13 protein-coding genes are annotated in these 13,075 nt (G+C 38.6%); 11 read left to right on the plus strand and 2 right to left on the minus strand.

Annotated elements, in window-relative coordinates; translation table 11 throughout:
- Nucleotides 1–8 precede the first annotated feature (8 nt).
- Complete coding sequence (locus CR194_RS17355; protein ID WP_110611390.1) at nt 9–473, plus strand: helix-hairpin-helix domain-containing protein; 465 nt, start codon at nt 9–11, stop codon at nt 471–473.
- Between the two features lie 80 nt (nt 474–553).
- Entirely contained in the window at nt 554–1,207 is a 654-nt protein-coding gene (locus CR194_RS17360; RefSeq protein WP_110611392.1) for a pentapeptide repeat-containing protein, read from the plus strand.
- 37 nt (nt 1,208–1,244) lie between these two features.
- On the opposite strand, the gene CR194_RS17365 is transcribed toward CR194_RS17360, so the two are convergent.
- On the minus strand, nt 1,245–2,741 hold the full coding sequence (locus CR194_RS17365) for a potassium/proton antiporter (protein WP_110611394.1): 1,497 nt from the start codon (nt 2,739–2,741) through the stop codon (nt 1,245–1,247).
- A 327-nt stretch (nt 2,742–3,068) separates the two neighbouring features.
- Between CR194_RS17365 and CR194_RS17370 the strand changes: the two genes are divergently transcribed.
- The 8 genes from CR194_RS17370 (at nt 3,069) to CR194_RS17405 (ending at nt 11,005) form a co-directional block, all read left to right on the plus strand.
- Entirely contained in the window at nt 3,069–4,307 is a 1,239-nt protein-coding gene (locus tag CR194_RS17370; RefSeq protein WP_110611396.1) for an MFS transporter, read from the plus strand.
- Between the two features lie 518 nt (nt 4,308–4,825).
- Nucleotides 4,826–5,350: a thiol-disulfide oxidoreductase ResA gene (gene resA / locus CR194_RS17375; protein WP_110611750.1), complete on the plus strand. Its 525-nt coding sequence runs from the start codon at nt 4,826–4,828 to the stop codon at nt 5,348–5,350.
- A gap of 29 nt (nt 5,351–5,379) precedes the next feature.
- Nucleotides 5,380–6,285, plus strand: a complete 906-nt coding sequence (locus tag CR194_RS17380) for a F510_1955 family glycosylhydrolase (protein ID WP_110611398.1) — start codon at nt 5,380–5,382, stop codon at nt 6,283–6,285.
- A gap of 171 nt (nt 6,286–6,456) precedes the next feature.
- Nucleotides 6,457–7,779: a cell wall-binding repeat-containing protein gene (locus CR194_RS17385; RefSeq protein WP_110611400.1), complete on the plus strand. Its 1,323-nt coding sequence runs from the start codon at nt 6,457–6,459 to the stop codon at nt 7,777–7,779.
- Between the two features lie 98 nt (nt 7,780–7,877).
- Nucleotides 7,878–8,585, plus strand: coding sequence for a response regulator transcription factor (locus tag CR194_RS17390; RefSeq protein ID WP_110611401.1), 708 nt, complete (start codon nt 7,878–7,880; stop codon nt 8,583–8,585).
- The gene (locus CR194_RS17395; protein ID WP_110611403.1) at nt 8,566–10,008 is read left to right on the plus strand and encodes a sensor histidine kinase; all 1,443 of its coding nucleotides are present in this window, start codon (nt 8,566–8,568) and stop codon (nt 10,006–10,008) included. The genes CR194_RS17390 and CR194_RS17395 overlap by 20 nt, the downstream gene beginning before the upstream one ends.
- Nucleotides 10,009–10,201: 193 nt before the next feature.
- Complete coding sequence (locus tag CR194_RS17400) at nt 10,202–10,531, plus strand: four-helix bundle copper-binding protein (protein ID WP_110611405.1); 330 nt, start codon at nt 10,202–10,204, stop codon at nt 10,529–10,531.
- A gap of 144 nt (nt 10,532–10,675) precedes the next feature.
- A complete protein-coding gene (locus CR194_RS17405) occupies nt 10,676–11,005 on the plus strand; it encodes an AbrB/MazE/SpoVT family DNA-binding domain-containing protein (RefSeq protein ID WP_110611407.1) in 330 nt (109 codons plus the stop codon).
- Between the two features lie 108 nt (nt 11,006–11,113).
- Here the strand turns inward: CR194_RS17405 and CR194_RS17410 are convergent, their stop codons facing one another.
- The gene (locus CR194_RS17410; RefSeq protein WP_110611409.1) at nt 11,114–11,404 is read right to left on the minus strand and encodes a hypothetical protein; all 291 of its coding nucleotides are present in this window, start codon (nt 11,402–11,404) and stop codon (nt 11,114–11,116) included.
- A 406-nt stretch (nt 11,405–11,810) separates the two neighbouring features.
- Between CR194_RS17410 and CR194_RS17415 the strand changes: the two genes are divergently transcribed.
- Nucleotides 11,811–12,923 (plus strand): acyltransferase family protein, encoded by a 1,113-nt coding sequence (locus CR194_RS17415; protein WP_110611411.1) that lies wholly within the window; start codon nt 11,811–11,813, stop codon nt 12,921–12,923.
- Nucleotides 12,924–13,075 lie beyond the last annotated feature (152 nt).

The following is a 13,075-nucleotide window of genomic DNA, read 5'->3' on the forward strand; positions in this document are numbered from 1 at the left end:
CCGTAAACTTGCCATCTTCTAATAATCCTAAACTTCCATTAACTAAAAGTGAAAAAGCTTCTTTGAGAAAAGCACATATCAACCTACGAGATATCAACTCTCTATCAGTAAACCATATATCAGATGTGTTAGCAGTCCCTTATGAACGGGCACAAACGTTGAAAGCTCTGGCCTCTTTCCAACAGATTCCTTCTATAGGACATAAAATGGCTGAAAAAATGGTGTACGAACTTGGCATTTATTCGCTTGATGAATTAATTGATAAAGACGGAGGAAAATTATTAGATCAATTGGAGCAAAAGATTGGGGTATGGACGGATCCATGTGTAGAAGATCAAATTCGTTGTATGATTTATTTTGCTAAACATCGTGAAAGTAACAGAAAGTGGTATGATTTTACGAAAGAGAGAAAGCTGTACCGTGTAAAGCACGGTTACCCTGAATCGAGACCACATCAAGCATGGTATGAATAAATGCTTTGGCGAGAAAGTATTACCTTGATTATAAGGCAAAATCATCTAAACAGGCTGACAACGAGCAAGGAGTTTTGCAAATGAAGAAGAAGCAACTACTGAAAATAGAATTACCGAGAGTTACCTCCAATCTGCCAGTTATTCAACTGCCTGACCAGCTTGAAGACGAAGATTCATTCTCGTCCGGTAAGGTCATCGAGCATGTGATCGCTCCTCAATCAGCTGCAAAGCTTCGGTTTGATCAAGTTATTTTTGAACAAGTCTCTTTTGAAAATGTGTCCTTTCACAACATGGAGCTGATGGATGTCATATTCAATAAATGCAACTTGTCGAATGCAGATTTTAGGGATGCAATTATTCACAGAGTTGAATTTAATCAATCGAAACTAACAGGTAGCAACTTTTCCGGATCGACCATAAGAAATGTCACGATAAATGAGTGTATGGCCAACTATAGTACGTTTGGCTTCTCAAGTTGCCGTCAGCTACAATTTAAAGACACACCTCTTATTCAATCGGATTTTTACGAATCTACTTTTAAACAAGTTCTATTTAAGACCTGTCTCATGGATGGAGTTAATTTCGCTGAGACTAGTTTGAATGGAATTGATTTGAGTGATTGTTCGTTTGATCATCTCACGGTGTCTTTAGATAAATTAGCTGGCTGTACTGTCACGCCGGATCAAGCCGTAGGGCTATCCAAAATTTTAGGATTGATTGTTAAGGATCAGTAGGTTAAAGCCCTAAAAATGGAACGAAGCCATCTTCACATTATTCCTGTGAAGATGGCTTCGTTTCTTTTTTCGCTTCCAATACTTTCTTAAGGTCAACTTTATATCTTAAAGCGACGAGGATATAGAGGAAATCTCCTTCTTTTATTTCCGTTTCGCCATAAGGTGTAATCAACGTTTCGTCTCTTACGATTGCACTGATGTTCGCCTTTTGTGGGAAGGATAATTCGTGGAGCTTTTTCCCTACAATGGCACTATCTTTATTCGTTTTGAACTGAACCATTTCCGCATTCGCTTTTCCCATTGAAATCAGTTCCATGGAGTGATGGGGTGTATCCTTCACAGGACCCGTTAAATTGAGCTTTTTTGCGAAAAAGGAAATGGTCGATCCTTGAATCAGTGTTGACGTAAGAACGATGAAAAAGACGACATTGAAGAAAAGCTGGCCATTCTCTAAACCGGCCACAATTGGAAACGTGGCTAAGACAATTGGCACAGCGCCCCTTAGCCCTGCCCAAGATAGGAAGAGCTTTTCTTTCAACGTGTATTTCATTCTGATCGTTGAGAGAAACACCGCTATAGGGCGTGCAACAACAATTAAAATTACCGATAACAACAACCCTTTGAACATGACATCGAGAGTGAAAACCTGTGTTGGGAAAACGAGCAGACCTAGGATGATGAACATGATAATTTGTGACATCCAGGCAAATCCCTCGTTGAATTGGAAAATAGAGTACCGGTATGTCAACTCTGAGTTGCCGACAACAAGAGCCGCTGTATAAACAGCGAGAAAGCCGCTTGCTTCTGCAAAAGAGGCAACGCTAAAAGTTAATAATGCAAAAGCGACTGTGAAAAGTGGGTAAAGTCCACTTGATTCCAAGTGAATACGATTGATTGATTCGGAAGCGATTTTTCCTAGGATGAGGCCAATGATAAGTCCTAACGCCATTTGCCAAACGAAGGCAGGAAGGAGCGTCCAGACATTTGTTTCAGGAAAAAGGATAAGTTCAATAAAAGAAAGTGTTAAGAAGACCGCCATAGGATCGTTCGCGCCAGATTCAGCTTCCAGAGTAGCGCCTAATTTAGCTTTGATATTTCTTTCTTTTAACGTCGCAAATACCGCTGCTGCATCAGTGGACCCGACGATTGCACCGAAAAGAAAGGCTTCGAGGAGGGAAACGTCAAAAATCATAAAAGCTGCCATAGCGACTATAGCCGATGTGAGAAACACACCCAACGTTGCTAATGATAAAGAGGGCAAAGCGACCGAGCGAACTGTGGACCATTTTGTCTGAAGTCCCCCTTCAAACAAAATCATAATTAAGGCGAAAATTCCGATTGTTTGTGCTAACTGAGGATTGTTGAAGGGAACAAATCCGAGACCGTCACTCCCGATTGCCATACCAACGAGAATAAACAAGACGAGTGCTGGGACACCTAATCTTGATGAAAATTTCGCTGCAAGAACCCCGCTAATTAAAATAAAGGCTCCGAGAAATACAAATGCATTTGTTCCAAATGTTTCTAAAAACATGAGTTCTCCCCTTCATTTTTATCATACTAATTAAAATACTATATATTAAATATTGTATAAAAATGCTAAATTAACAACGATTTTATGAGTATTCTTCCCCTACTAAATTAGATAGTTATAAAACTATTTTACCAAATGATTAAGTAACTTAATAATAATACGGTTTTATTGATAACCAAAAATCCAATACGACAAATTGAGCGTGTGTTTACGAGTTGCGTTCCGAACTGTTTTCTACGATAATATATACACATTCTATAAGTGTCAGACTCCGTTAAAGAACTGGAGTCTGGCTTTTCGTATGTAAGCAGAGAGGAGGAGAGAGGTATGACTGAAACCAGCAATAAGATCACTGCACCTGTATCATTATTACGAAATCGCTCATTTATGCTCGTTTGGATGTCTGGTCTTACGGTCATGCTTGGCTTCTCCATGTTCTTTTTATCGGTTTCATGGTTTATCGTAGATGTACTTAACCGCCCAGCAGTATTGGGTGTGGTTCTTATGTCGGTAGCGATCCCTAGAGTGATCATGATGATATATGGCGGAATACTTGCTGATAAAATTCGCAAGTCGTTGATTATGTTTGTGACGAACTTCTTGCAAGGTCTAGTTATGATTACGATGATCATTTTATTTCTTAATGATTGGCTCGATGTCAGCACATTGATTGTGATCGCTCTCGTCTTTGGATTTCTTGATGCTTTCTTTTTTCCTGCGGTGTCTTCAATGATTCCGATTATTGTTCGTGATGAACAGTTGCAGAGGGCAAACTCTCTTTTTCAAGGTTCCACAGAAATGATGTTTATCATCGGCCCGCTCGTAGCTGGAATACTTCTTACGATTGGAGATTACACGCTGACATTTTCCGTTGCGGCTATCTTAATCTTTATTTCAACCGTTTTAGTGTTCCCACCGTTGATTCAAGATCCTGTCCCGAAAAAAAGAGAAGGCAGTCCTTCGGCATTGGACGATTTGAAAGAAGGTCTCGCGTATGTCCGTCAATCTCATGTTCATAGAACCGGGACACTCTCGATTGTCATTATTAATTTATTTATGATTGGTCCGCTAATTATCAGTTTTCCTATTCTTGTAGATGCCCTAGGGGGTAGGCCGCTAGAGTTAAGCCTATTAGAAGGAGGGTTGTCCGCTGGAACTTTCCTTGCAAGCGTATTGCTTGTGATTTGGAATATGAAAAAAAAGCGAGGAAGATTTGTCTTTGGATCTCTCATCGTGAGTTTTAGTTTTTTCATTATGTTCAGCCTACTAGAGACGTTGCCCTTGTTAATATTGTTAGCTGCTCTTACCGGTTTTGTAGCTATGTTTGTTTATTTACCAACGATCACGATCGTTCAGGAGCGAACGGACAAGGATAAACTAGGTCGCGTCATGAGTATTATCACCTTGGCAGCAAGCGGATTTGAACCAGTAGCGTTCGGACTTATTTCTTTTCTAGTGGCAGCAGCCCTCCCTATTCAAACCATCTTAACGATCGCAGGGAGCGTAGGGTTATTGCTTAGTATTGTGCTGGTAGTAATGAGTTCGCAATTCAGGAAATTAGATTGAACAAGGCCTCGTATCTAACTTGATGCGAGGCTTTCTACGACGTTGTATGATGGGGCATGCGAAAAATATTCATTTAATTAAAAGTGAAAAGAAGAAGCCGGATCTAAACTCGAGTAGGGTCATTTTTCGTCCGTAGAAAAGAATGGGGCGGTTCAACAAAGCGATATAAAACAAAACACATAATTTCAATAACAACATTTAACAAAACTAAGACTGTAAAAGTTCCTAACACTATGATACAAACCAGGATGTAACTGAATAAAGATATGGAATATGGATGAAGGGATACTAAGAGTATACTAAAATAAATTAGGTTTTCATCTACAATTTGCTTTATATTGACATGTGAATGGAGCTTATCCACCAAGCCAAGAAAAATGAAAATCGTACACCTTCTTCATAGATTTTTCATAAAGCAGGAGTAAACTAGAGTGGTTAACAAGGTCTACGTATTGCAAAAGAATCCGTGGTTGTTCTACGATAGGAACGGGAAAGTTTTCATAGGGAGAGGATTTATAATGAAGAAACGCAGATTATTGATCCGGTCTATCATTTTAACTGTGATGATAGTAGCGATTGGTTATACTTTTTACTCGCATTTTTCAGAGGACAGGGGATTGGTGGATGTTGGCCATGAAGCTCCTGATTTCATTATCAAAGATGTAAATGATGAAGAGATTCATTTAGAAGACTATGAAGGCCAAGGAGTTTATTTAACGTTTTGGGCGACATATTGTTCTTACTGTCGAGATAAAATGGAATATTTAAAGGCTAATTATGATGAATATCAAGATAAAGGTGTGGAAATTATTGGGGTGAATGTTAATGAGTCCTCTGTTCAGGTTCAGCGGTTTATCGATCGCCATAACGTTCCCTATCCGAATCCGATTGACCGCGACATGCTTGTAGGAAATGCATATGGTGTTACCGTTTTGCCACATACTTTATTAATAGACGAAGATGGAGTGGTTGTGGAAAGAACAATTGGTGGAAAAACCGAAGCGGATGTACTGGCTTCTCTCGATAAAATTGTACCTAACTAAGATTTTTGTTCGTAAGGAGAGAATAAGAAATGAAAAGGGTAATACCAATTTTAATTATCTCGTTGATGAGTATTAGCTGTTCTTCTGAAAACAGTGACGAAACACAGGTCGAAGAAATCGAGCATGTCCATGATCTTGCATTTGATCGTGAAGGAAAAGGATTACTTTACGCTGGTACGCATCATGGGCTATTGCAAATAGATAAGGACGGCGAAAACATGACGTGGCGGGGAGATGAGAGCGAACGCCATGATTTTATGGGGTTCACGATTACCTCAGACAACATCTTTGTGAGCAGTGGTCATCCTGATCATGATTCTGATTTACAAGACCCTCTTGGTGTCATGATCAGTGAAGATCAAGGACAGTCATGGAGTAGAGATATCCTATATGGTGAAGTAGATTTTCATTTGATAGATGTAAATGAGAGTAACCCTTCTGTTATCTATGGTTTTGATGCTTATGGCCAAAGAGTGAAAAGGTCCTCAAATGCTGGTCAGGAATGGGAAACGGCTTCAATGGCAGGGACAAACCCTGAAGGCGAACTTTATGCGATTATTTCAGATTCTTTAAATGCAGACGTGGTGTTGACAGGTACGGCAGACGGTATATATATGTCTGAAGACAGAGGAGAAACCTTCGAACGAATCAATTCAGAGCTAACGATGACGAGCGTTGACCACGGTTCGGAAGGCCAACTTTTGGCTCATGGGGTAGGACAAATTGAAGGGTTAATGATTAGTGATGATCTTGGTGAGACATGGGAGCCAATCGGAGAATTGCCAACGGAAACACCGGTTCTATCATTAGCCGTAGACCCACTGGATGAAAAAACGATAGCAATTGGAACGGCAGATGACTCCATTTATTTATCCAAAGATGAAGGAAACTCATGGGAAGTGATTGTAGATCAAGGTGAACCGGTTTTTAATTAAAAAAAAGAAGGAATAAAAAAAAGAGGTCTCAGGCACGTCGTTTTTTTCATCTTCACTATTTCTTCACTATTCGTTGATACATTCAATATTATCTAAGCGAAAAGGGTTCAACAATGGAGCCGGTCTTACAAGACCACTTAGGAAATTAACTGGAATTAGGGAGGATTTATCATGAAGAAAACGTATAGTTTCATCACTTTTTTATCTGTTGTACTTTTAGTCGGAGCATGTTCAGATGCTAATGACTCTGGTAACAGCGCTAATGAAAATCATAATATGGATAATCAAAACGAGGAACACAATGAAAACAATGAGGAGGATATGAACAATCATAACGAGGAAAATAATAATGATAGTGACCATATGGCCGATCATGGGCACAGTGATGATCAGCATGAAGAATTTGCCTCAGCACCTGAGAATTTAAACTCTGAAGCAAACAATGAGCTTATGCATGTTCAAACGAAAAACGTAACAAGACTTGATGCCGATTCACCAATAAGTATGTCTATTTACACATCACAGTTAGTATGGCCGGCTACCCACGAAGAAAATCAGCCAGGAACGGTTATTTTAGCTCCCGTAGATAATTGGCAAAAATCGCTTGTAAGTACAACACTCATTCATCATCCGAATGATGGTCCTGTATTATTTATGGAAGAGGGAAGTGTGTCAGAGGAAGTGATGGCAGAGCTGGCCCGTCTGAATCCGAAAGGAAATGACAACGGAACTGAAGTGATGGTCGTTGGAGATGTTCAGGACGATGCGTTATCTCAGCTTGCCGATTACGAAGTGGAAGAATTTGATGCAGATAGTGCAGCAGGATTCGCTGCAGAGATTGATGAGTATTTTTCTGAATTAATTAATGAAGTACCGGAAGCAGTGCTAATTGCTTCTTCAGAGGAAGACGCTAAGTTATTCTCATTGATTGCCAGCAACTGGATTGCTCATATGAATGAACCATTATTATATGTAGATAACGAGGGCGTACCACAAGAAACAGCTGAAGCTTTGGAAACAAGAGATGGCAATGCAAAAATGTATGTATTAGGATCTGAAGAAGTCATAGCGGATGAGACATTGGAAGCATTATCTGATTATGGTGATGCAGAAAGAATCGATGGTGATTCTCCTGAAGATATGGCCGTTGAATTTGCGAAGTATCAAGATCCTGATACGTCTGTTGGATGGGGACAAGAAGAACCTGGTCACGGCTTCAGTTTTGTCTCGACATCAACACCTGAATTTGCGATTACCGGTTCTGCTTTAGGTCACTTAGGAAAGCATACCCCTTTGATTTGGATTGAAGAAGATGAGATCGGCGAAGGTTTATATGAGTATTTAGCAGAGGTACGACCGACATTTGAAGATGATCCAATGGGTGGACCATATAACCACGCCTATTTGTTAGCTGGAACAGACATTGTTCCATTTAGTACACAAGGGATTTTAGACGAAAAACTGGAAATTGCCGGAGAACACGGTGATCACTAAATAGTAAAAAATTAGGGGCTCAAAAATGATATTTGAGCCCCTCTTTTTACGCAGTAAAATAAGATACAATAGGTGAAAACAAGAGGGGGGATAAATTCATGGCAGCAGAACATATTCTGATAGTAGATGACGAGCAAGAAATGAGAACACTCATAAAACTTAGTTTATCAGACAAAAACTACCTTGTATCTGAAGCCACGAATGGTGCAGAAGCCATGGAAATCATCCACAATAAAGACATACAGCTTGTGGTTTTAGATATCATGATGCCGGAAATTGACGGATTTGAATTACTTAAATTAATGCGTGGTGAATTAAACAAGACGACCCCTGTGATACTGCTATCCGCTCTTGGAGATACGGAACGGGTGGTTAAAGGATTGCAATTAGGAGCGGATGATTATATCGTAAAACCATTTGAGCCAAGAGAACTAGCAGCGAGGTTAGAATCTGTCCTTAGGAGATCCTTACTGCAAAAAAATCCAGATTATTTTTTTGAACTGAAAGGCCTGACATTTTATCCAAACAAATATCAGATTATTTATCAACAGAAAGCCTTGCCATTGACGAAAAAAGAATTTTCTATTTTTCACCGATTGGCAACGAATACAGGCAGAGTATACAGTCGTGAACAGATTTTGAATCTTGAGTGGGAGATGGCCTATGATGGAGACTTAAGAACAGTGGATACACATATTAAAAACATTCGTGAAAAATTGAAAGCAGAAGGTTATCAGGGAACTGTGATTGAAACAGTCTGGGGGATAGGATATAAGGTGGATGAAAATGATTCGTCGGCTGATTAAGAACGTTGAGCGGAGCTTAGCAAAAAAAATCACGACGTGGGTGATGGTTACGTTATTACTATTAATTGTATTTATTATCGCTGGTGCGCAATGGATTACAACAGATTTTTACCAAAAGCATTTAAAGAATGAAGTGGAAGAGCGTTTATCAGCCCACGTAAGCCTGTTAAGTACAACAAGAGATGAAGATATTTTCAGGTATTTAAACCAGCTCGAGACAGGAAAAAACAGTAATCTCCTTATTACAGATCAAGCTTTTCAACCTATTTATATATCAGAGAATGTGTCAGTTGAGGAAAAAGAGAAATACCTTGTTTTTTTAAACAATAACCAGCAGGACATTTCGTCTCGTCATCAAATAACCCATTTAGATGAAGTGGATACGTCAATGGCTTTTCATATTCCCCATTTATGGGGAACAGCTCAAATTGATGATCAGGCTGGAAATACGATCGGCTACGTGTTTATTGATCAAGATACTGGTGAGTTAAACAGCGCAAGATTGAACCTATTGCTACTCCTTCTTTTCATGGGAGCACTTACATTCGTTGTTGGCTATGCATTTATCTTATATTTAACTAGAAAAATTTCCAACCCTTTAAATGAGATTAGCTCTAGAACACAAGATATTGCTGATGGCGATTTTGATATTGTAGTTGATGTTAAGAGTAATGATGAGGTAGGTCAATTAGGTGGAAATATTCAGGAAATGACGAAACAGTTAAAGGAGTTCAGAGATTCCAGGAGGCAATTTATTTCTCACATCTCTCACGATTTAAGAACACCGATTACCTATATTAAAGGATACTCAGCTCTGATGAAAGATGCGGGACAAGTAGATGCCGGGACTTGGAGAAGAAACATGCAAGTTATTTATGAAGAAGCGAAGAGGATGGAAAATTTAGTAAGTGACTTATTTTTGCTTACGAAACTGCAAGAAGGAAAAATTCAACTTCAAGTTGAAGAAGTTTGTGTTCATGAATGGTTACCTCCTCTATTTAAGAGTCGGGCCATCATGTTTGATCAAAAGCAAATACATTCATCTATTCACATCGATGCTTCCTTGAAGGAGAAAACGATTCACTTAGACGCATTTCGAATGGAACAAGCCTTAATTAATTTGATGGAAAACGCGATCAGGTATACTGAAGTGAGTGGAGAGATCAAGCTTTCTTGTTATTTTGAGGACACGATGCTGGTGTTTGAAATCTCAGACACTGGTGAAGGAATGGATCAGGAGGAACTCGATTTAATATGGGAACGATTTTATAAAGCAGATACTTCCCGCTCGCGAGACGACAGTGGAACAGGGCTGGGGCTTGCAATTGTAAAGGAAATAGTTGAGGCTCACCAAGGAAAAGTCAAAGTGGAAAGTGAAAAAGGTGTAGGTACGACGTTTTATATATTCATTCCTTGGTCTTAAGTTATTTATGAGTAACGGACTGCTCTCTTAGAACGTGCCGCGCTGTCTGAGGTGAATTGTTTTGATAAAATCATATCTTCCTCCGTTTAGTAAGTTATTGAGACAATAATCCTAATTTATTTATAGTCTGTTTATCTTCCACTTTAAATGGAAATGAAGAACAGTAAGACTAAATAAAGGAGGATTCATAACTATGCCACATGAACAGCATACAGCTTTAATTAACACGTTACATGAGTGTATGGAGGCTTGTAATCATTGTTTTGATGCATGTTTAGAAGAGGATGATGTGAAGATGATGGCTGGTTGTATTCGTCTTGACCGCGAATGCGCTGATATCTGTGGATATTTAGAACAAGCTTTAGGTAGAGGGACACCTTTTGCTTCCGAACTGGCGAGCGTGTGTGCAAAAATTTGTGAAGAGTGCGGGAATGAGTGTAAGCAGCATGATCATGACCATTGTCAAAAGTGTGCTGACGCTTGTTTTAAATGTGCAGAGGAGTGCAAGAGATTCGCAGCTTAAAATCTAACGGAGGGATGACTCAGTGTCATCCCTCTTTAATATTAACTTATTAAACATTTTTAATATCTAACTTTATAAACTTCAAACTTCCTTCAAATATTACACTTACAATTGATATTAACATGTCATTTGAGGTGTAAGATTATGAAACCAGTGAGGCATATAGAACTTATTGATACAAAGCTTTCTTGCACGTTCAAAAAAGATCAGACCGTATTAATACCGGTAAAGATCAGGAAAAGGGTTTTTTTGTTACCAGGACATGAAGTGTCTGTTGGCTTAAGTAAAACAGGGGATAAAATCACAATATCCCCACACCATACTCTTACTTCAGAGAATCGTATGGTCATTACTAAAAACGGTGCAATCCGAATTCCAGCAGAATTAAAAAGATTTGCTAAGTTAGAGATAGGAACACCTTTGTCAATTTTTATTACCACTGATTTTGATAGAGTTATTTTGAAAAAGTCTTGACCAAATGGATTGCTATTCCATAATTATAACTAGCTAAAGCTAAAAAGAGTGTACTCTTCAGAATACACTCTCGAACCGTTTATCAACATTTTACCGAAAGAAATGTTCTTAGCTATCGCTCTCATTACTTGGAACGTTGCCAGGACCAAACTCATTATCATTACCCATCATCCCGCCGTTCATCATTCCGTGGCCGAGACCGAATCTACCTTCTTTATGACGATCGCTACATTCGTTAAACCTCTGCTCTAGTTCGTCGTCTGATAAATTAGGGTGATGGTTCTGCATGAACGGAAGATGGTTTTCGAAATTCCATTCGCTCTCCCCTGATGCCATAACAGTTCCACCTACAGTAGCTAAAATCAAAACGGCTAAACTTGCGACTAACCACTTTCTCATATCAATCTCCTCCTTTTTTTATGATCTACCTTTATTATAGGTGGGATCTGTGTAGAAAAGATGAAGAACTTATGAAGAAATTATGTGTTTCCTCCTTCCAGTTCATCTCTTTATGATCAACTTACTTAACCATGCTTGGAAGTTCACATCCCGGGGTAAAGAAGTAGAGTTAACTGTCTCTCAAGACAACCATTTTATGTAAGAAATGAAGGCAAGGGGATGCTTGATCAAGAGGTCGAGAATTTAACGGTATTACCATAACAGAAAATCGCGTAATCCGAATCACATTCGAAAATTAAACAGATTTTAATAAACAATATAATTGTTAATTTTCAAATACCCCTACATCATTTCTTTCTAAAACGAAAGAATAAGGGCAAGACTTCTTAGAAGGGGCGGAATATCATTGAACGAATCGAAAGTTATCAAAGAAATATACTGGCTAAGAGCTTTAGCATGTTTGGCAGTGGTGGTCACGCATGCAGTCAACACAACACTTTCCAATTACGAAATGAACATACATCAGTCTGAAGAGTACTTCCTGATTGCTTTGAGATTTATCGCTTTTTTTGGCACGCCCGCATTTATTTTTATATCGGAATTACTGCTGGCTTACTCTTATCCAAATGGAGTGCCAAAAGGCTTCTTTATGAAACGGGTAAAATTTTTGTTGCTGCCGTTTGCGTTTATGGCTCTTGTATTTGCAATAATTACAACGGATACTCTATATGCATTTATGGAGCAGTTAGTCTTAAATTTATTTTTAGGAGGATATACAGGTTATTTCGTTTTAATTATCTTCCAGTTTTATTTGTTGCATATCTTCGCTAAAAAGTTTTTGGACAAGTGGCCTCCTTTTAAGGTCATTGCTGTCTCCTTAGTCATTAGTAGTAGTTACTTGGCAATTTTCCATTTTACAAATCCCCCTTCGTTTACGTTTGGTGAATACATCTGGCAAAGAGGTCATTGGCTCCCAATTTTTGGCTGGCTTTTCTATTTTACTTTAGGCTATTACTGTGGAAAACATTATCAGTTATTAATTGAGAAGATACTTCCATATAAAAAGCTCATTTATTTCATGCCGTTCATCAGTATTTCGATAGTCTTTTTGTTAGTAAGAAGTGATATATTGACAGTCGTTTCTTCCAAACGAATTGATTATCTTATATATACGACAGCGATGATTGCTGTGATTTTACTTGTAGCTTATCAAATAAAAAAAGTACCAAAGTTCGTTTTATTTATTAGTAAATATTCCTTTAATATTTATTTACTTCACACGGCATTTCTTTATTTCTTTCCGTATATAGACTTTGTCCATCCACTACTATATTTTGTGTTGGCAATGACAATGAGTATCACTGCATCAGTCATGGTCGTGAAGTTGTCTTCGCTCTGGACGTTTAGCCCTTATTTAGTCGGGAAAACGCTGCCGATTCCAGATCTGAAATTCAGGGAAAATGAAGTATGCCGTGATAACCTGAGAACGCCTCAAACCTCTACGGAAGAGCAACATTAATATAAAGTTAAGAGATATAGTAGCGAAGGTCCAGCTTATCTGCTGATCATCCACCTTGGCTTTGTAATTACCTAAATTAATCCTCTAATTCAAGCCCGTATCTACCAAGGTATGAGGCCTTTTTTTTATGAACAATTAAATTTAATAAGTGA

This window comes from Salipaludibacillus keqinensis, assembly GCF_003226325.1.
In the GTDB taxonomy this organism is placed as follows: domain Bacteria; phylum Bacillota; class Bacilli; order Bacillales; family Salisediminibacteriaceae; genus Salipaludibacillus; species Salipaludibacillus keqinensis.